We start from the raw sequence: 18,460 nt of genomic DNA on the forward strand, positions 1-18,460 counted from the left end.
TGGTGCGTCAGGTGGTGCGTACGGCCGCGAGGGCGGCGCGGAGGTGGCCGTGGGAGTCGGCCAGGAGCGTGGCGGCTGTGGGACCGTCGACCTCGCCCAGGATCGTGAGGATGGCGTTCTTGACCTCGCCGTCGGTGGCGGCGAGCGCCGCCTCGATCTCCTGGTCGGAGGCGCCGGTGGCGAGGGAGACGATCCGGCGGGAGCGGGCGCGCAGCTTCTCGTTGGACGCGCGCACGTCGACCATCAGATTCCCGTACGTCTTGCCGAGCCGGATCATCGTGATCGTCGACAGCATGTTGAGGACGAGCTTCTGGGCCGTACCCGCCTTCAGCCGTGTGGAGCCGGTGAGCAGCTCGGGGCCGACGACGATCTCCAGGCCGTGCTCGGCGGCCGCGGCGAGTGCGGAGCCGGCGTTGCAGGAGAGGCCGAGGGTGAGCGCGCCCTTGCCGCGGGCGTGCTCGACGGCCCCGATGGCGTACGGCGTGCGGCCGGAGGCGGAGATGCCGACCACCGTGTCGTCGGCGGTGAGGCCCAGCTCGTCAAGGTCGGCTGCGGCCAGCTCCTTGCTGTCCTCGGCGCCCTCGACAGCCTTGACCATGGCGGACGGGCCACCCGCGATCAGGCCGATGACCTCGGACGGGTCGGTGTTGAAGGTGGGCGGGCACTCGCTGGCGTCGAGCACACCCAGGCGGCCGGCCGTGCCGGCGCCCGCGTAGATCAGCCGGCCGCCGCGCGCCATGCGCTCGGCGGTGGCGTCGATCGCTGCGGAGATCTGCGGCAGTTTCTCGGCGACCGCGGCGGGCACGGTGGCGTCCTCGCCGTTCATGATCCGGGCTATCTCCTGGGTGGAGAGCCGGTCGATCTCGGCGAGCTCGGGGCGGAACGCCTCCGTGGTGAGGGTGGCGAGCTGCGCGCGCAGCTCGCCGTAGCCGTCGGGGGCGGCGGCGTCGTTGCCGGCGTCGGTGGTGGAGGTCATGGACAGCTGCTCTGCTTTCTCGGTCTCGTACGGTTCTGCGGGTGCGGGTGCGGGTGCGGGTGCGGCCGTGTGGTCAGCGGCTGCGCGGGCTGTGGCGGTGGGCGAGTGCCTCGTACGAAGCGGCAAGGGCGGGTGCGGCCGTCTCGTACGTACGCTGGGCGACGCCTATGAACAGGCAGTCGACGACGAGCAGTTGGCTCGTACGGCTCGACATGGCGGCGGGCCGCAGCTCGCTCTCGCGGGCGGTCGACGTGGTCAGGACGTGGTCGGCGTACTGCGAGACCGGTCCGTCCGGGCGGCCGGTGATCGCGATCGTCGTCGCACCCCGGTCGAAGGCGACCCGGAGCGGCTCTATGGCGTCACCGGTGGAGCCGGAGTGCGTGATCGCGATGGCCACGTCGCCGGCGCGGAGCTGCACGGCATTGGTCACCGCGAGGTGCGGGTCCGTGTGGGCGTGGGCGATCAGACCGATGCGGAGCAGCTTCTGCGCCAGGTCCTGGCCGACGAGGGAGGAGGCGCCGACGCCGTAGATGTCGATGCGGCGGGCGGTCGCGGCTGCGGCGACCGCGGCGCCGAGCTGGACGGTGTCGAGGCCCGCGGCGGTGTCGGCGAGGGTCTGCTGCTCGTCGTACGCGAGCTTGGTCACGACGTCGGCGATCGGGTCGTCGACCGCGATGTCGGCGGTGACGGCGGGCGCCCGGCCGGACAGCTGGTGCGCGGCGAGCCCGGCGAGCGCCAGGCGCAGGTCCCGGTAGCCGGGGTAGCCGAGGAGGCGGGCGGTGCGGACGACGGTGGCCTCGCTGGTGCCGGTGAGCTCGGCGAGACCGGTGACGGTGAGGGCGGCGCATCCGGCGGGGTCCCCCGCCACGGCTTCGGCGACCCGCTGCATGGAGCGGGTCATGGACGGGGCGAGGGTCCGCACCTTGGCCGCGAGGGCCGCCGGCGCGGGCGGGGAATCAGCGCTGAAACTTTCCTTCACGTCATTGGTCACCCTTGAAAGTTATTTCCACTCCGCCCCTTCGTCAATCCCCTATGACTGGTTGGGAGGGTAGGGACGGAAATGCGGGTGAAATGCCCGATGTGGGTGTCGCTAAGTTCCCGATGACCGGACCGGGAGGGCGGGGGAGAATGGGGGGATGGAGTTGAGTGTGGTGGAGCGGGAGTTGCATAGCGCGCGGGCGTTGGTGATGGCCGACCTCGTCGCGGGCGACGTGGCCGAGGCCGAGATCGTCTCGCTGGTCGAGGACGCGGTGACCCATCGGCGCTGGTGGGTCGAGCAGTGGCCCGAAGGCGTGGCCTTCGTCACCGGCCTGGTGGCGCAGGACGTGCAGGACGCGCTGCTGGAGCGCTACGGCCGCTGGCCGCTGTGCCCGGTGTGCACCGAGGACGGGCCGCACGCCCTGGAGGTCGAACCCGAGCTCGGCCCCGACCCGCACTGGGTCTGCACCAAGGCGACGGTGGCCGTCGCACCCGTGGGGGAGCTCGCCGGGGTGCTCGGCGGATGACCGTCTACATCGACCCACCCACCTGGCCGGGGCACGGCCGCATGTGGTCCCACCTGGTCAGCGACGTGTCGTTCGACGAGCTGCACGCCTTCGCCGCCGCGATCGGCTGCCCGGCCCGCGCGTTCGAGCGCGACCACTACGACGTACCCGAGGCGCACTACGCGGACGCGGTGCACGCCGGGGCTCAGGAGGTCGGATCGAAGGAGATCGTGCGCCGGATCACTGCCGCGGGGCTGCGGCGCCCGAAGGGGCGGCCTGTTCCGCGGCAGTGATCAGCGGGGCAGAGGTGGAAGGAGTGGCAGAAGTGGAAGGGGTGGCAGGAGTCAGCTCGGTGGGCCGCGTGGGTTTGGCCTTTCCCGGGGCGCCTGCGACGCGTCGGGACGGGGTGCCGTTGCCGCCCAGGCGCATCGAGACCACCACCGCTGCCAGGCCGACGAGCATCATCGCGGCGCCCGCCCAGGCCGTCGCCTGGAAGCCGAAGTCCGCGTCGATGACCGTGCCGCCCAGCCACGGGCCGCTCGTGTTGCCCAGGTTGAACGCCGCCGTCGTCGTCGCACCGGCCAGCGTCGGGGCGACGCCCGCGATGTTGAACATCCGGGCGTTGAGCGCCGGGGCCGTGTAGAACGCGGACAGTCCGAGCAGGAACGCCAGGACGATCACCGCGACCTGGTTCGACGCGAACAGGGCCAGGGCCACCAGGAACACCGTCGACGCGGTGATGCCGCTCAGCAGCACCCCGAAGAGGTGCGCGTCCGCGACCCGGCCGCCGATCGTCGTCCCGATCACCGCGCCGACGCCGAACAGCGCCAGCACCCACGGCACCCAGCCGGAGCTCAGCCCCGCGACATCCGTCAGGAGCGGCGCGAGATAGCTGAACGCGCAGAAGACACCGCCCGCCGCGAGCGCCGTGATCACGATCGACAACCACACCTGGCGGTCCCGGTAGATCGTGACCTCGCGCTTGAGCTGCGGCTTCTCGTCGGGCAGCGGAATGCGCGGGATGCGTGTGGCGACGCCGACCAGGGCCACGGCGGACGCGGCGCCCACCGCCCAGAACGCCGAACGCCAGCCGAAGCTCTCCCCGAGGAACGCGCCCAGCGGCACGCCCAGCACGTTGGCGATCGACAGCCCGCCGATCATCACGGCCATCGCCCTGGCCCGCGAGGTCACCGGCACCATCGCGATGGCGACCGCCGCGCCCACCGCCCAGAAACCGGCGCACGCCAGCGCACTCACCACGCGGGAGACGAAGAGCACCTCGTACGTCGGCGCCAGCGCACCCGCTATCTGGCCCAGGCCGAAGACCGAGATGAGCGCGATGAGCGTCGTGCGGCGTGGCAGCCGGAGCGTGGCCACGGCCAGCAGCGGGGCGCCGATCACCATGCCGATCGCGAAGGCGGATATGAGGAGTCCGGCCTGCGGGATCGACACGTGCATGTCGTCGGCGATCGGTGGCAGCAGCCCGGACAGCATGAACTCGCTGGTACCGAGAGCGAAGACCGAAAGGCCGAGGATGTATACGGCCAAGGGCATACGGGGACGGCTGGAGGCGGAGTCGGGCATGACTGTGACCAACAGTGTCTCTTCCCTTGGCATTCCCCCGTCTCAGTGGGTGAGCAGCTCCAGCTCCGTCGTCAGGTTCTGCCGGGCACGCGGTTCCCACTCCGCGACCCCGTGCGGCGTACGGAACAGCCTGGGCAGGTCCAGCAGCTGCCGCAGGACGGCCGCCCGGCCCTCACGGAAGGCGTCGTCCGGGACGAAGCCGTACTCCTCCCGTACCTGCGCCGCGTACGCCGCGTACTCCTGCGGGCCCGCCGCGAGGATCGCCAGGTCCGCGTCGCACAGCACCTCCCCGTTGGTGTCGCCGTCCGCCGGGTCGTGGGTGACGGTGAGCCGGACCAGCCGGGCCACCTCGGCCACGCCGGCGTCGGGGACACCGGCCTCCGGCAGGGCCCGCTCGGCGAGGGCGGCGCTGCGCTCCTCGTTCTCGGTGCGGTCGGGGCGGTAGACCGCGTCGTGGAACCAGACGGCGAGACGCACCAGGTCCGGGTCGGTGGCATGGCCGGCCAGGGTGTCGACGCGGTCCAGGACCTGGGTCAGATGGGCGGTCGTGTGGTAGCGCCGCTGCGATTCGGCCCATCGGGCCAGGAGGTTGTCGGCGTACGGAGCCGGGTCGGGGCCGGGGGCTCCGCGCCGGGCGGCGACGAGAGCGTCCTGCCAGCGGGTGCGGAGCGTGAGGGCGTCGGTCATACGGCGACTGTAGGACGTGCCCGGCCTTGTCGTGCGGGGCGGCCGGTGGTTAGCGTGCGCCCGTGACGGACACTGCGGACCCGACGTACCCGATGGACCTCAACGCGGACCTCGGAGAGGGGTTCGGACGCTGGACCCTCACCGAGGACGAGGCGCTGCTGACCTGTGTCACGAGCGCCAATGTGGCCTGCGGCTTCCACGCCGGGGACGCCTCCGTGATGCGCCGGGTCTGCGACCTGGCGGCGGCCCGGGGCGTGCGGATCGGGGCGCAGGTCTCCTACCGCGACCTGGCCGGTTTCGGACGCCGTGCCATGGACGTCCCGGCCGGCGAGCTCACCGCCGAGACCGCGTACCAGATCGGTGCGCTGCGGGTCTTCGCGGAGTCGGCGGGCTCCACCGTCTCGTACGTGAAACCGCACGGCGCCCTGTACAACCGCGTCGTGTGGGACGACGGCCAGGCAGCCGCAGTCGTCGAGGGCGTCCTGCTCGCGGGCGGCCGTCCGGCGGTCCTCGGGCTGCCCGGGTCCAGACTGCTGGCCCACGCGGAGGCGGCGGGCCTGACAGCGGTGCCGGAGGCGTTCGCCGACCGTGCGTACACCCCGCAGGGCACGCTCGTGCCGCGCGGCGAGGCGGGCGCGGTGCTGCACGACGCGGACGACGTCGTACACCGCAGCGTCGGCATGGCCGTCGGGCGGACGGTGACCGGCCTGGACGGGAGCCGGATACCGGTCGCCGCTCGGTCGCTGTGTGTCCACGGCGACACCCCCGGAGCGGCGGCGCTCGCCCTGCGGATCCGCAGGGCGCTGGAGGACGCGGGCGTGTCCGTGCGGGCGTTCGCGTGAGCGCGGTACGGGTGCTGCCGGCCGGACCCCGGGCCCTCCTGGTGGAGCTGGCCTCCGGTGAGGACGCGGAGGCCTTCCACGCGGAGCTGCTGCGCAGCCGGGCGGACGGCTCGTTGCCCGCCGTCCGCGAGATCGTTCCCGGCGCCCGGACGGTGCTGCTGGACGGGGTCGAGGACCGTGCGCTGGCCGAGCGGCTGCTGACCTGGGAGATTCCGCCGTTGCACCGGGGCACGGGGGAGGCCGTCGAGATCCCCGTCGTCTACGACGGCCCGGATCTCGCAGAGGTCGCCGGGATGTGGGGCGTCGCCGTCGAAGACGTGTCGCGCATCCACGCCGGTACGGAGTTCCGGGTGGCCTTCTGCGGATTCGCGCCCGGATTCGGATACCTCACGGGGCTGCCCGGCCACCTGCGCGTACCGCGCCGAGCCACCCCGCGGACCCGGGTGCCCGCCGGTGCGCTGGCCCTCGCCGGGCCGTACACGGGGATCTACCCGCGTGCGTCGCCCGGCGGCTGGCAGATCGTCGGCCGGATGCCGGAGCCTGCCGCCCTGTGGAACCCGGGACGCGAACCGGCGGCGCTGCTCGGCCCCGGCGCCCGGGTGCGCTTCGTGGCGGCGGGGGTGCGCGGATGAGCCCCGGCGGCGGGGGTATGCGGATGAGCCCCGGGCTCCATGTCGTGCGGGCAGGGGCGCTGACGACCGTGCAGGACGAGGGGCGGACCGGCTGGGCGCATCTCGGGGTGCCCCGGGCGGGGGCGCTGGACGCGCCCGCCCGGCGGCTGGCCAACCGGCTCGTCGGCAACGCGCCGGACGCGGCGGTGCTGGAGACCACGCTCACGGGCTGCGCGGTCCGCCTGTCCGGCGCCCGGTCCATGACCGCCGTCGTCGGCGGGGCGGGCTGCCGGGTCACGGTGGACGGCCGGCCGGTGGCGTGGGGTGCGCCCGTGCGCGTACCGGAAGGGGCCGTGCTGGAGGCCGGGCCCGCCGTGCACGGGCTCCGCAGCTATCTGGCGTTCGGCGGCGGTCTGGTGCCGGAACCGGTGCTGGGCAGCCGGTCCGCCGACCTGCTCTCGGGGCTCGGCCCGCCGGTCCTGCGCGACGGTGACGTACTGCCCCTGGGGCACGGACACGGCTGCCCGCCCGCCGACGCCGTGCCCTGGCCGGGTGCCCCCGCGGAGCTGGTCCTGCCGCTGTACCCCGGGCCCCGCCACACGTGGTTCACCCCGGCCGCGCTCCGTACGCTCAGCACCGCCGCGTACCGGGTCTCGGAGCGGAGCAACCGCATCGGACTGCGTACGGAGGGGCCCGCCCTGGAACGCTCCCGGGACGGCGAACTGCCAAGCGAGGGCATCGTGCTGGGTGCTGTCCAGGTGCCGCCGGACGGGCGGCCCGTGGTCTTCCTCAACGACCACCCGACGACGGGCGGCTACCCGGTCGTCGGCGTCGTCGCCGAGGCCGCCCTGGCAGCGGCGGCCCAGGCGGTGCCCGGTACGCCCGTGCGGTTCGTGGCGGCCTGAGCGACCACCTGGAAATTGGACGGGAACTCGAACGGGGTCGGCGGACAACAACAGGTGACAGTGCCCGCACCTTCGAGGGGGTCCCGATGAGCTCAAGAGCCGACCAGTGACCGCGCCACCGAGTCTGGAGCCGCACCGTGTCACCGCGGCGGGTGGTACGGACGGGAGTTCCGCGGCGGGTGGTACGGACGGGAGTTCCGGGGCGGGTGGTACGGACGGGAGTTCCGGGACCGATGCCGCGATCGTCCGGCTTTCCTGGGACGACCCCGACGTCTTCGCCGTGCTGTTCAACCGGTACGCCGACGACATCCACCGGTACGCCGCCCGGCGGCTCGGCACGGAGGCGGCCGACGACCTGATGGCCGAGACGTTCGTGATCGCCTTCCAGCAGCGCCGCCGGTACGACCTGTCGAGACCGCACGCGCGGCCCTGGCTCTACGGGATCGTCACCAACCTCGTCGGCGGCCACCGCCGGGCCGAGGCCCGGCGGCTGAGGACCCTGGCGCGGGCCGCCTCCACCGTCCCGGACGAAGGGAGCGGCGACGGGGAGCCGCTGGCCGACCGGGTGGCGGCCCGGGTCAGCGCCGAGAGCACCCGGGCCGAGCTGGCCGGAGCCCTCGCCGCGCTGCCCGCCCGCTACCGGGACGCCCTGCTGGTCGTCGCCTGGGGCGACCTCGACTACGCGGAGGCGTCCGAGGCCCTCGGCATACCGGTGGGCACCGTGCGCTCGCGGCTGCACCGGGCCCGCAAAAGACTGCGCGACGCCCTGGGCGGGGCGGATCCGGCGCGCCTGTTCGAGGACCGGGAGGAGCAGGACCATGGATGACCTGACTGCACTGCGGACGTTCGAGGCCGACACACCGGGGCCGACGGGCGACGCCCGTGCCGCCGCCCGTGCCCGGCTGGCGCGTGCCGTGGCCGAGGAGACCTGCCGGGGACGTTTCCGGGCCGTGCCCAGGCGGCTGGTGCTGCGGGTCGCCGTCGCCTCGACGGCCGCCGCCGCTGTCGCGGGGACCGTCGTGGTCGCCGCGCCGGACGGGGAGGGCGAGGGCCCGGGCAGACCGCGGATGACCACGCTCAGCGCCGCGCAGGTCCTCCACCGGGCGGCGGACCGGTCACGGACGGACAGTGCCGCGCTGCCGGTCCCGCGCGACGACCAGTACTTCTACACCGAGGAGATCACCAGACGGACCCTGCTCGACGACGGCGGGAACAGGACAGGCGGGACCAAGACCTTCACGGACGAGAGCTGGCTCTCGGTCGACGGCTCCAAGCCGTCCCGGTACAGCTACGACGAACGGATCGTCGACGAGCCGCCGTTGGGCGAGCACGAGGTGAGGTCGCTGCCCACCGAGTACGCGGAGCTGAAGAAGCTGCCGACCGACCCGGACGAACTCCTCGCCCTGTTCAGGCGCGGTGGCGGCGCCGAGGGGGGTAATCAGATGGCGTACATGGAAGCGTGCCTGTTGCTGCGGGGGCCGCGGGTGATGCCGCCGGGCCTGCAGGCCGCCGCGTTCGAAGCCCTCGCGAGGCTGCCCGGTGTCGTGCTGGACGACGACGAGGCGGACGCCCTCGGCCGGCACGGCATCGGCGTCTCGTATCCGGGGATGTCATTCGGTCTCGTCTTCGAGCGGGACACGTACGCCTATCTGGGAATGCGTCAGGAGGGCATCGCCGGCGGGAAACCGGTGACCGCGACGGTGCGGCCGAACCCGGACAGGGAGGGCCCGGACAGAGGCGGGAGGGTAACCGGTGAGCTGCGGGGCACCACGAAGTTCGTGGAGGTCAAGGGACTCGTCCGGGCAGCCGTGGTGGACCGGATGGGGCAGCGCCCGTAGGGCGTGTGCGGGGCGGGCCCGGTCGGGGGGCCGGGTCCGCCCCGCACACGCCGAGTGCAACCTACCCGCGAGTTGTTTCGGCTGGTGACGTGGCCCTCCCGCATCCCGCCGCGCGGCCCCTCCTCGTCGGTGAGGGCGGCGCGACGGCGGCGGCGCGTCCTGGCCGGCGGGGCGGCTGCCCCGTGAGGCCGTCGGCGCGTCCGTTCCCTGGATGTGGCCGGGTCCACGGACGTGCCCGGGGCCTCGCGTATCTTTCACGCCCATGCGTTCCCATGGGGAAGCTGCGCCGTCCGGAGCTGACCCGTAGGCTGTTTATTGGACTAGACCTATAGCCGCTCCGAAGGAATGGAACCTCATGAGCAACCGTGCAGTCCTGGAGGTGATCGCTCTCGACGCGGAGGACGCGGTCGCGGCTCAGGCGGGTGGTGCGGACCGCCTCGAATTGGTCACCGACATGGCCGCGGACGGCCTGACGCCCTCCCCGAAGACCGTCGCGGAGATCCGGTCCGCCGTGGACATCCCGCTGCGCGTCATGCTCCGGGTCGCGGACGGGTTCGCGGTCGGCGACATCGACGTGCTCGTGGAGAGGGCGCGAGAGATGCGGGCGGAGGGGGCCGAGGAATTCGTGCTCGGCTTCCTCGACCAGGAGGGGAACGTCGACCTGGTGGCCGTCGAGCGTCTCGTCGCCGAGCTGAACGGCTGCCGGTGGACGTTCCACCGGGCGATCGACCGCGCCGTGGACCGTGACGCGCTCCGCAAGCACCTCGCGGAACTGCCCGGCCTGGACACGTACCTGACGGCGGGCTCGGCGAAGGGCGTCGACGACGGCATCCCGACCCTGCTCGCCGACGCGGCTCGAGCGGCCGCCGGGCAGCCGGGCTACGAGCCGCAGATCCTGGTGGGCGGAGGGCTCCGCCTGGAACACCTGCCTCGCCTGGTGGCCGCCGGTATCGACGCCTTCCACATCGGCGGCGCCGCCCGCCCGGCCGGCTGGTCGGGCCCGGTGGACGTGGCGGCGGTACGGGAGTGGCGCGCGGCCCTCGACGGGTGAGCACGCGGCGGGGCGGGCGCGCGGGGCGCGACGGGCGGGCGCGCGACGGGCGACGTCTTCGCCGCGTTCCTGATCAGCGACAACATCGTGGTGAAGATGCTCGGTCTCGGTCTCGGTCTCGGACTCGGTCTCGCGGCGAGCGTGCTCGTCGACGCCACCGTCGTCCGGCTCCTCCTGGTCCCGGCCGTGATGACCCTGCTCGGCCGCGCCGCCCGGTGGACACCGCGCCGGCTGGACCGGATCCTTCCGAAGGTGGACGCGGAAGGATCCGGGGACGCGGCACAGGCCGCCCGGACCGGCAGGTGAGGCGGGGCGGCGGTTCCTACCCGAGCCGCTCCGGCAGCGGGGCCGCGTGCAGGACCACCAGGCCCGAGACCGCCCGGGTCAGGGCCACGTACAGCCGGCGCAGGCCCGTGCGTTCGTCGGGTTCGCCGTCGACCACGGCGGCCGGTTCGTCCAGCACCACGTAGTCGTACTCCAGGCCCTTCGCCAGCGACGCCGGTACCAGTGTCAGCCGGGACGCGGCCGTCGTCTCCTCGCCGGGGGAGAGGTACGCGTGGCCCGCCGCCGTCAGGGCGTCGGCCAGTGCCGGGATGCGGGCGTCGGCGGCGATCAGGCCGATCGAGCCCTCGTGGGCCAGCGACTCCTCGCACGCCGCGACCACCGCCGCGTCCAGGGCGTCCGCGCCGGCCACCTCCCGTACGGCCAGCGAGCCGGGCGTCTCACGTACGGACTCCACGGGGGCCAGGCCGGGCGAGATCGCCGGGAGCAGCCGGGAGGCGTACGCGATCACCTCGCGCGGCACACGGAATCCGGCGGTCAGCTCCTCCACCACCGCGTCCCCCTTGCCGAGGTGGAACAGCGCCTGTGCCCAGCTCTCCGTCGACCAGGGTGTCGTGCCCTGCGCCAGGTCGCCGAGCACCGTCGCCGAGCCGGTCGAGCAGCGGCGGCCCACCGCCCGGTACTGCATGGGGGACAGGTCCTGGGCCTCGTCGATGACGACATGGCCCAGCGAGTGCGTACGGGCCACCAGGTCGCCCGCCTCGTCGATCAGGACCGCGTCCGCCGCCGACCACTTCGCCGATTTCACGCTGCGGGCCGGCTTGGCCAGGACGATCCGCTTCTGCTCGTCCGCGGTGAGGATCCCCTCCGCGTGCACCGCCAGGAACTCGGGGTCCGAGAGGAGCCGCAGCACCAGCTTCGCCGGGTCCACCGCAGGCCAGACCGCCTTCACGGCAGCCTTCACCGCGGGCGTACGCGCCACCGCGTTCTGCACGCGGTCGTCCGGAGCTTCGCCCGCTTCCTCCATCCGTACGAGGACGGCGTGCGCGATGCGCTGCGGGAGCGCCTCGTGGGCTGCGCCGTAGCGCATGTCGCGGGCCAGCAGCTCGTCGACCATCTCCTCGATCTCGTACGCCGGTACGCGCCAGCGCCGCGAGCCGCGCACCACGACGACCCCCTCCGTCGGCGGGGTGACGTGCGAGCGGAGTGCGCGCCGCAGGACCTCGGCCATCCGGGCGTCGCCCTTGATCACGGCGGTGGCGGCCTCGTCCGCGCCGCGCACCTCGACCTGTGCCGTCACCAGGTCCTCGACGGTGGCCTGCTTCACCTCCAGCTCGCCCAGCGCGGGCAGCACCTGCTCGATGTAGTGCAGGAACGACCGGTTCGGGCCGATGACGAGGGTGCCCGTGCGGGCGAGCCGTTCGCGGTGCGCGTACAGGAGGTAGGCGACACGGTGCAGGCCGACGGCCGTCTTCCCGGTGCCGGGGCCTCCCTGGACGCAGACCGTTCCGCCGAGGTCGCTCCGGACGATCTCGTCCTGCTCCGGCTGGATCGTCGCCACGATGTCGCGCATCGGGCCGACGCGGGGCCGCTCGATCTCCGCCTGGAGGAGCTTGCTGGTCTGCTCGGTCTCCGCCGGGTCGGTGAGGTGCTCGTCCTCGTACGCGGTCAGCTCGCCACCGGTGTAGCCGAAGCGGCGGCGCCGGTCGACGCCCAGCGGGTTGTTCCTGGAGGCCTGGTAGAACGGCTGGGAGACCGGGGCGCGCCAGTCGATGACCATCGGGTCGCCGTGGGCGTCGTGGACGTGGCGGCGCCCGATGTAGAACTGCTCGCCCTCGGCCCCTTCCGCCTCGTCCGTGCCGACCGGGTGCCGGTAGTCGAGGCGGCCGAAGAACAGCGGGGTGTGGGAGAGGTCGGCGAGCGCCTTGATGCGGTCGTCGATCTGGGCCTGCAGGACGGCGGCGTTGACCCAGTTCGCCGTGACGTCGCGGATGTCGAGGGACTGTACGTCCTCGCGCATGGCGCGCAGTGCGGCGCGGGAACCGGCGAGGTGGGCGCGTTCCCCGGCCAGTGGACTGCTCGTCGCTTCGCTGGTGTCTTCGCTTGTCTCTTCGTGCGCGGGCACGGTGTTGCCTCCGGCTTTTCAACGCAGGACGGCGGACCGGGCTCAGAGGGCCTGGTCCGCTCAAGGACGTTCACAGGTGCGCACGCAGATGGTGCGTACGGCTGTTGTCGGCCGGTTTCCGTCCGGTCGGCGGCGCTCCCCCGGCTGCCGGCCGCTCAAGGTGGCGGACCGGTACCACGGTGCGGGAGGCGGGCAGACCGGCGATTGTATCGACCGCGGTCCGCGGCGTCGAACGAATAAGGACGGTGTCCGTACGTCCCGTAGGGGACGGCAGAGGGCGGGGTGCGACCTGGGCCCTACCCGGGCCCTCGCGCGCTTCCGTCCACAGGCCGATGACGTTCCGGGCGGGGGCGGAGCACCATGGAATGCATGAGCACCGTATATGTGAACCCACGCAGGACCGGGCCCGCGCACGGCGCGACCGCGGCCACCGGTCACCCCCGCCACCGTCTCGGCGACGCGGTGCGCGCCGTCGGCGTCTTCGCGCGCACCGCCTTCGGGGTGGCCGTCCTCGGCGAGTACGCGGAGGAGGCGGGCGTCATCCGCCGCCACCGCTGAGAGACCGCCGGACGCCCTCCCGCCCGGCGCCCGACAGCCTCCGGGTCAGCTGTCCGCGAGCAGTTCGTCCGCGTCGACGATCCGGTACGCGTACCCCTGCTCGGCCAGGAACCGCTGGCGGTGTGCCGCGAAGTCCTGGTCGATCGTGTCGCGGGCGACCACCGAGTAGAACCGGGCCTCGTGCCCGTCCGCCTTCGGCCGCAGCACCCGGCCGAGCCGCTGCGCCTCCTCCTGGCGCGAGCCGAACGTTCCCGACACCTGGATGGCGACCGTGGCCTCCGGCAGGTCGATCGAGAAGTTCGCCACCTTCGACACGACCAGCACGCTGATCTCACCCTCGCGGAACGCGCCGAACAGCTTCTCGCGCTGGGCGTTGCTGGTCTCGCCCTTGATCACGGGGGCGTTCAGGTGCTCACCGAGCTCGTCGAGCTGGTCGATGTACTGCCCGATGACGAGGGTCTGCTCACCCTGGTGCTTGCGGACGAGCGCCTCGGTCACCTTGCGCTTCGTCGCGGTCGTCGCGCAGAACCGGTACTTCTCCTCGGCCTCGGCCGTCGCGTACGCCAGCCGTTCCGAGTCCGTCAGATTGACGCGGACCTCGACGCAGTCGGCGGGCGCGATGTAGCCCTGCGCCTCGATCTCCTTCCACGGCGCGTCGAACCGCTTGGGCCCGATGAGCGAGAAGACGTCCGACTCGCGCCCGTCCTCACGCACCAGCGTGGCGGTGAGCCCGAGGCGCCGCCTGGCCTGGAGGTCGGCGGTGAACTTGAAGACGGGGGCGGGCAGCAGGTGCACCTCGTCGTAGATCACGAGCCCCCAGTCACGGGAGTCGAACAGCTCCAGGTGCGGGTAGATGCCCTTACGGCGGGTCGTCAGCACCTGGTACGTGGCGATGGTGACCGGCCGGATCTCCTTGCGCGTACCGCTGTACTCGCCGATCTCGTCCTCGGTCAGCGAGGTCCGCTTCACCAGCTCGTGCTTCCACTGCCTGGCCGAGACGGTGTTGGTGACCAGGATCAGCGTGGTCGCCTTGGCCTCCGCCATCGCACCGGCGCCGACCAGCGTCTTCCCGGCACCGCAGGGCAGGACGACGACACCGGAACCGCCGTGCCAGAAGCCCTCGACGGCCTGCTTCTGGTACGGGCGCAGGGCCCAGCCGTTCTGGTCGAGCTCGATGGGGTGCGCCTCGCCGTCGACGTACCCGGCGAGGTCCTCGGCGGGCCAGCCCAGCTTCAGCAGCGTCTGCTTGATCTGCCCGCGCTCGGAGGGGTGCACGGCGACGGTGTCCGGGTCGAGACGGGCCCCGACCAGCGGCTGGACCTTCTTCGAGCGGAGGATCTCCTCCAGCACCGGCCGGTCGTTGGAGGTCAGCACCAGGCCGTGCACCGGGTGCTTGGACAGGGTGAGGCGGCCGTACCGCGCCATCGTCTCGGCGATGTCGACGAGGAGCGCGTGCGGCACGGGGTAGCGCGAGTACTCCACGAGCGCGTCGACGACCTGCTCGGCGTCGTGCCCCGCGGCGCGGGCGTTCCACAGGCCGAGCGGGGTGACCCGGTAGGTGTGGATGTGCTCGGGTGCACGCTCCAGCTCCGCGAACGGGGCGATCACACGACGGCAGGCGTCCGCCTGGTCGTGGTCGACTTCGAGGAGCAGCGTCTTGTCGCTCTGGACGATGAGGGGTCCGGTCACGCGCGTCGGCCCTTTCCGGCAGGGGGTGGCCGCCCGGATGAGAACAGCCAAACGTCCAGTGTGCCTCATCGGGGGCGTGCGCGGCCCACCCCTGGCATGGGGAAGTTACCGACGGCCATATCGGGCATACGGGGCGGATATTCGTCCGTGACTTCCCAGGAGGGCCGGGGTTACGGGGCCGCGTCGTCGGCCAGTTCCGCTACGCCTGTGATGCGGTGCAGGGGGTAGGTGCGGACCTCGTCGGCTGTGTGGTCGTATGCCGTGACGAAGCCGCCCTCGACCTTGACGGGGGCGATCACCCGTTGGCTGGCCGCGCCGTCCGCGTTGACGTAGCCGATCCATACCGCGGACCCGGTCATCGCGGCCGCCTGCACCGTGGCGAGGGTCTCGGCGGGGGTCGTGCGGGGGAGCGAACCGGCCGACGCCGTGTCCGGGGAGTCCTTGTGGACGGCCCGCGCGGCCGTGTCCCCGGCCCTGATGGCCCGTACCGCGGCGGACAGCAGGGTCGTGTCCGGTACGGGCGGGCCCTCGGGGACGGGGGCGGGAGCCGTTCGGGGCGGGGTGCGGCGGGCGCCGGCGCGGGTGATCAGCACATCGCCCTCGGCGGACTCCGCGGCCGGGGCGTATCCCATCTCCCGCAGCCCTTCGAGCAGCGAGCCCGGGTCGGTCTGGGCGGCCAGGACGGTCGGCGCGAGACGGCGCAGCCGCAGGGCGGCCGAGCGCTTGTCGGCCAGGATCTCGTTCAGTACGGCCTCGTCGTCGCAGCGTACGTACGCGGAGGCGGCGCCGATCCGCAGATGGCCGTGGCGGCGGGCCACGTCGTCGATGAGGTAGCTCAGCGGCTGCGGCACCGGCGTGCGGCTGTGCGTGGCGAGGAAGGCGTGCAGGTCGGACGCGGCCTGACCGGCGTCCAGGGCGCGGCGTACGGAACCGGGCGTGAAGCGGTAGACCGTCGCACCGCCCTTGGACTCGATGTCCGCGAGCACCGACAGCATCTCGGCGAGCGGGCGTTCCAGCGGGCCGGGGGCCACGGCCGTCAGGTCGGCCTGGAGCAGGACGTGGTCGAGCGGCTCGGGGATGAGCGGGGCGAGGCGGGCGGCGGCCTCGCGGGTGCCCTGTTCGAGGAGTGCCCGGGCCTGGGAGGAGAGGGCGCCGCGACCGGTGACGCCGAGCAGCTCCGCCTCGTTGACCGTCCACAGGGCGAGCCGGGAACGCAGGTCGGAGATGTCGCCGGAGGACGAGGCCCTGCCGGACGCGGCCGCACGCAGCGGCCGCTCCCAGCGGAGCCGGGCCAGCAGGGTCTGCGGGTCGGGTGCGGTGCCCGGGGGGAGCGCGGCGAACAGGGCGAGCACCCGGCGGCGTACCTCGGGCGCGGCCGAACGGTCCAGCTCGGGGCCGAGCGCGGAGAGCGCACGGCCCTTGGCGTCCTGGCCGCCGACCAGGCCCGCGGTGCGGGTCGCGGTCAGCCAGGCGGTGGCGAGGCGGGTCCAGCGGTCCTGGGCGGGGAGTTCGAGCCAGTCGTCGTACGCGGGCGTCGCCGCATACCGCTCGTCGGCCTCCCCGTCGGTGGCCAGCAGCCCCGCCGCGTACGCGAGTTCGACCCAGAAGACGGCGATCGGCTCGGACACGTCGAGGGCGTTCGCGACGCGCTTCAGTTCGCGCACACTCAGCCCGCCCGCGCGGAGGATGGCCGGACCGCCGTTGTTCCAGAGCTTCAGCAGCTCCTCGATCGTCGACAGCGCGGTGAAGGCCTGACCGGCCGCCGCCCTGTCCACAGCCTGGGGATCGCGTTCGGCCGCCGCCACGAGGGCCGGCGGCACAGGCTCGGGTACGCGGTGGGCGCGGCCGGCCCGCAGGTGCAGCGCGGCCTCGCGCGGCAGGACGACGGTCCGGGTCGACACCGGCAGCAACAGGCCGCGGTCCCGCAGCCATTGGACGGGCGGGGCGGGATTCGGGGTGACCTCCCCGTACGGCGGGCCCCACACCAGCCGGTCCAGTACGGACAGCGCCTCGACGGGGGCGGTGTCCAGCAGCGCCGCCATCCTGGTCCGGTCCGTGAAGAGACCGGCCAGCGCGGCGACGGCCGAGACCGGGTCATGGGTGGCCGGCAGTCCGGCGGCCGTCAGGATCTCCTGCAGCCTGCCCGGCGACATGCCGGCCGTCGCCTCGGCGACGGTCGGGCCGAGACCGGTGGGGGAGGGGTGCTGCGGGGACGGGGCGAGCAGCTCGCGCGCGGTGCGCACGAGATGCAGCCGCTCGTCCTCGCCCCAGACCAGGGCCTGTTCGCGCAGGGTCGTGAGCGCGGCGGGCAGAGCGGCGGTGATCGCCGCACCGGCGTCGTCGCGCCCGTCGCCGTCCCCCTCGCCGTCACCGGTGAGGAGCGCGAGCAGCGCGTCGTACGGAGCGGGATCGGGCGCCACGGCCAGCGCCTCGGCGGTCTGCAGGGCGAACCGGTCGAGGTGCTCCAGTGCACGGATGACGGAGGCGCGTGTGCCGGCCCGTGTCGCCAGCTGGGTGATGTCGTTCGGCACGGGACTGAGCAGGTCGGGGCGGGCACGCAGAAGCCCCGCCAGCGATTCGTCGCCCCGGGCGCGCAGGGCTTCGGCGAGCGTGCGCGGTGGTGTGGTCGTCCCCATCCGTCCCACGGTAGCCCCTGGAACGCTACCGTCGGGGCAGGGCGGGTAGAGGGAGAACCAACGCGTGGGGATCGAGAGCGACCAGCTTGTCTACGACTATCTGAGCCGGGTCGGTGACCTGGCGCAGCAGCAACAGCTGTCCTCGGGCGCCCGGATGAGACTCGTCGCGACACTGCGGGGCGAGATCGACCGGCAGCGCGGGACGAACGGACCGGACTCTCCCGCAGTGGTCCGGCGCATCATCGGCCGCCTGGGCGCACCCGCCGAACTCGTCGCCGCGGCAGCCGGGTCGGGCGACGGGACGGTGGAGCTGCCCACCCCGCGGGCCGAGCCGCCGACGGCTGCCGCGAAGCCGCGCGCGATGCCCCGGCCGCGGCGGGGGATCCTCCGGAAAGACGCGTTGCGCAAGGGCGCGTCGGGCGGGTCCCCGGCGGAGGAGAAGGCCGGGGGAAGTACCGGGGGGAGGCCCCCGGAACAGGACGAGGACGAGGGCCGGGTGCCCGGCTGGCCGTCCGCATCGGCGCCGCACATGGTCGGGATGGACGAGGCGGGTTCCCCGTCCGGGGCGCCCGAGTGGTGGCGGATCGAGCCCGGACCGTTCGGCGAGGGCGACCCGGGCACGGCCGTGCCGGGGTTCGTGGGCGGGCTGGAGAGCCCGGAACTGTTCCGGTCCCGGCGGCCGGTCGAGAAGCCGGAGGCGGAGGCGGAGCCGTCGGCGGACGCCGCCGGGGAGGAGGCCGCCCCGGCTGCCCGGAAGCGGCTGCGGGGGCGGCTGCGGCTGCGCCGCCGCGGGCCGGCCGCCGCCGCCTCTGCCTCCGCGGAGAGGGCAAGCCTCGGGAATCCGTTCCTGCTGCTGGCCGCCGCGCTGCTGGTGGCCGGCGCGGTGCTGGGCTCGTGGATCGCGCTCGCGGCCGGCTGGCTGCTGGCGTACAGCTCGCGGCGGATCTCGCGCGCGGAGGCGAAGTGGATCGCGCTGGGCCTGCCCGGCGTGGTGGTGGCCGGTGCCTTCGTCTGGCTGTGGGGCCGCGTGACGGGCCGCTGGGGCAGCGCCCTCGCGGAGGGCGCCATGGGGGACGCGATGACCGAGGCCTGGCCGGTGGTCCTGCGTACGGCCGCGGTGGCGTCGGCGGTGTACCTGGTGTGGCGGGCGCGTCGGCTCTGACGGGGCGGGGGACCGGCGGCGGTGGAGCCG

Annotated in this window: 17 protein-coding genes and 1 pseudogene; 11 read left to right on the forward strand and 7 right to left on the reverse strand. The window is 73.6% G+C overall.

Annotation, left to right across the window (positions count from 1 at the left end; translation table 11 throughout):
- Positions 1-7 precede the first annotated feature (7 nt).
- On the reverse strand, positions 8-976 hold the full coding sequence (gene murQ, locus OG524_RS20690; protein ID WP_405389367.1) for an N-acetylmuramic acid 6-phosphate etherase: 969 nt from the start codon (positions 974-976) through the stop codon (positions 8-10).
- A gap of 73 nt (positions 977-1,049) precedes the next feature.
- A complete protein-coding gene (locus tag OG524_RS20695; protein ID WP_405389366.1) occupies positions 1,050-1,967 on the reverse strand; it encodes a MurR/RpiR family transcriptional regulator in 918 nt (305 codons plus the stop codon).
- A gap of 145 nt (positions 1,968-2,112) precedes the next feature.
- On the opposite strand from OG524_RS20695, the gene OG524_RS20700 reads away from it, so the two are divergent.
- Both OG524_RS20700 and OG524_RS20705 read left to right on the forward strand, forming a co-directional pair.
- Positions 2,113-2,481 carry a hypothetical protein gene (locus OG524_RS20700; protein ID WP_405389365.1) on the forward strand — a complete coding sequence of 123 codons (369 nt, stop codon included), beginning with the start codon at positions 2,113-2,115 and terminating at the stop codon, positions 2,479-2,481.
- Entirely contained in the window at positions 2,478-2,753 is a 276-nt protein-coding gene (locus OG524_RS20705) for a DUF4031 domain-containing protein (RefSeq protein ID WP_405389364.1), read from the forward strand. Before OG524_RS20700 ends, OG524_RS20705 begins: the two co-directional genes overlap by 4 nt.
- Here the strand turns inward: OG524_RS20705 and OG524_RS20710 are convergent.
- Together OG524_RS20710 and OG524_RS20715 are read right to left on the reverse strand one after the other, a co-directional pair.
- Positions 2,701-4,014 carry a Cmx/CmrA family chloramphenicol efflux MFS transporter gene (locus OG524_RS20710; protein ID WP_405811478.1) on the reverse strand — a complete coding sequence of 438 codons (1,314 nt, stop codon included), beginning with the start codon at positions 4,012-4,014 and terminating at the stop codon, positions 2,701-2,703. The two genes, OG524_RS20705 and OG524_RS20710, sit on opposite strands and share 53 nt — an antisense overlap.
- 72 nt (positions 4,015-4,086) lie before the next feature.
- Positions 4,087-4,731 (reverse strand): hypothetical protein, encoded by a 645-nt coding sequence (locus OG524_RS20715; protein ID WP_405389362.1) that lies wholly within the window; start codon positions 4,729-4,731, stop codon positions 4,087-4,089.
- A 92-nt stretch (positions 4,732-4,823) separates the two neighbouring features.
- Here OG524_RS20715 and OG524_RS20720 point away from each other — a divergent pair, with 92 nt between their 5' ends.
- The 7 genes and pseudogenes from OG524_RS20720 to OG524_RS20750 all read left to right on the forward strand — a co-directional run.
- Positions 4,824-5,573, forward strand: coding sequence for a LamB/YcsF family protein (locus OG524_RS20720; RefSeq protein WP_405393138.1), 750 nt, complete (start codon positions 4,824-4,826; stop codon positions 5,571-5,573).
- Positions 5,570-6,205: an allophanate hydrolase subunit 1 gene (locus OG524_RS20725; protein ID WP_405811480.1), complete on the forward strand. Its 636-nt coding sequence runs from the start codon at positions 5,570-5,572 to the stop codon at positions 6,203-6,205. Before OG524_RS20720 ends, OG524_RS20725 begins: the two co-directional genes overlap by 4 nt.
- Positions 6,202-7,089: a biotin-dependent carboxyltransferase family protein gene (locus OG524_RS20730; protein ID WP_405811481.1), complete on the forward strand. Its 888-nt coding sequence runs from the start codon at positions 6,202-6,204 to the stop codon at positions 7,087-7,089. The genes OG524_RS20725 and OG524_RS20730 overlap by 4 nt, the downstream gene beginning before the upstream one ends.
- 106 nt (positions 7,090-7,195) lie before the next feature.
- Positions 7,196-7,915, forward strand: a complete 720-nt coding sequence (locus OG524_RS20735; protein WP_405811482.1) for an RNA polymerase sigma factor — start codon at positions 7,196-7,198, stop codon at positions 7,913-7,915.
- Complete coding sequence (locus OG524_RS20740) at positions 7,908-8,927, forward strand: CU044_5270 family protein (RefSeq protein WP_405389357.1); 1,020 nt, start codon at positions 7,908-7,910, stop codon at positions 8,925-8,927. The genes OG524_RS20735 and OG524_RS20740 overlap by 8 nt, the downstream gene beginning before the upstream one ends.
- A gap of 355 nt (positions 8,928-9,282) precedes the next feature.
- On the forward strand, positions 9,283-9,978 hold the full coding sequence (locus tag OG524_RS20745; protein ID WP_405389356.1) for a copper homeostasis protein CutC: 696 nt from the start codon (positions 9,283-9,285) through the stop codon (positions 9,976-9,978).
- 54 nt (positions 9,979-10,032) lie between these two features.
- Positions 10,033-10,284, forward strand: a pseudogene (locus tag OG524_RS20750) (MMPL family transporter); the annotation flags it as partial.
- 16 nt (positions 10,285-10,300) lie between these two features.
- Here the strand turns inward: OG524_RS20750 and OG524_RS20755 are convergent.
- A complete protein-coding gene (locus tag OG524_RS20755; protein ID WP_405811483.1) occupies positions 10,301-12,385 on the reverse strand; it encodes a HelD family protein in 2,085 nt (694 codons plus the stop codon).
- Positions 12,386-12,754: 369 nt separating this feature from the next.
- Between OG524_RS20755 and OG524_RS20760 the strand changes: the two genes are divergently transcribed.
- Positions 12,755-12,943, forward strand: a complete 189-nt coding sequence (locus OG524_RS20760) for a hypothetical protein (protein WP_405389354.1) — start codon at positions 12,755-12,757, stop codon at positions 12,941-12,943.
- 45 nt (positions 12,944-12,988) lie between these two features.
- On the opposite strand, the gene OG524_RS20765 is transcribed toward OG524_RS20760, so the two are convergent.
- Positions 12,989-14,632: a DNA repair helicase XPB gene (locus OG524_RS20765; protein WP_405389353.1), complete on the reverse strand. Its 1,644-nt coding sequence runs from the start codon at positions 14,630-14,632 to the stop codon at positions 12,989-12,991.
- 170 nt (positions 14,633-14,802) lie between these two features.
- Positions 14,803-17,268, reverse strand: a complete 2,466-nt coding sequence (locus tag OG524_RS20770) for a helicase C-terminal domain-containing protein (protein ID WP_405389352.1) — start codon at positions 17,266-17,268, stop codon at positions 14,803-14,805.
- Positions 17,269-17,332: 64 nt separating this feature from the next.
- Here OG524_RS20770 and OG524_RS20775 point away from each other — a divergent pair, with 64 nt between their 5' ends.
- Positions 17,333-18,430, forward strand: coding sequence for a hypothetical protein (locus tag OG524_RS20775; RefSeq protein WP_405389351.1), 1,098 nt, complete (start codon positions 17,333-17,335; stop codon positions 18,428-18,430).
- The last annotated feature ends 30 nt before the right edge of the window (positions 18,431-18,460 follow it).

The organism is Streptomyces sp. NBC_01520 (assembly GCF_045040375.1).
In the GTDB taxonomy this organism is placed as follows: domain Bacteria; phylum Actinomycetota; class Actinomycetes; order Streptomycetales; family Streptomycetaceae; genus Streptomyces.

Bases quoted from the DNA above. Each gene is read 5' to 3' on its own strand.
- murQ (WP_405389367.1), bottom strand. From the start codon at position 976: ATGACCTCCACCACCGACGCCGGCAACGACGCCGCCGCCCCCGACGGC.
- OG524_RS20700 (WP_405389365.1), top strand. From the start codon at position 2,113: ATGGAGTTGAGTGTGGTGGAGCGGGAGTTGCATAGCGCGCGGGCGTTG.
- OG524_RS20705 (WP_405389364.1), top strand. From the start codon at position 2,478: ATGACCGTCTACATCGACCCACCCACCTGGCCGGGGCACGGCCGCATG.
- OG524_RS20710 (WP_405811478.1), bottom strand. From the start codon at position 4,014: ATGCCCTTGGCCGTATACATCCTCGGCCTTTCGGTCTTCGCTCTCGGT.
- OG524_RS20715 (WP_405389362.1), bottom strand. From the start codon at position 4,731: ATGACCGACGCCCTCACGCTCCGCACCCGCTGGCAGGACGCTCTCGTC.
- OG524_RS20720 (WP_405393138.1), top strand. From the start codon at position 4,824: ATGGACCTCAACGCGGACCTCGGAGAGGGGTTCGGACGCTGGACCCTC.
- OG524_RS20730 (WP_405811481.1), top strand. From the start codon at position 6,202: ATGAGCCCCGGCGGCGGGGGTATGCGGATGAGCCCCGGGCTCCATGTC.
- OG524_RS20740 (WP_405389357.1), top strand. From the start codon at position 7,908: ATGGATGACCTGACTGCACTGCGGACGTTCGAGGCCGACACACCGGGG.
- OG524_RS20745 (WP_405389356.1), top strand. From the start codon at position 9,283: ATGAGCAACCGTGCAGTCCTGGAGGTGATCGCTCTCGACGCGGAGGAC.
- OG524_RS20760 (WP_405389354.1), top strand. From the start codon at position 12,755: ATGAGCACCGTATATGTGAACCCACGCAGGACCGGGCCCGCGCACGGC.
- OG524_RS20770 (WP_405389352.1), bottom strand. From the start codon at position 17,268: ATGGGGACGACCACACCACCGCGCACGCTCGCCGAAGCCCTGCGCGCC.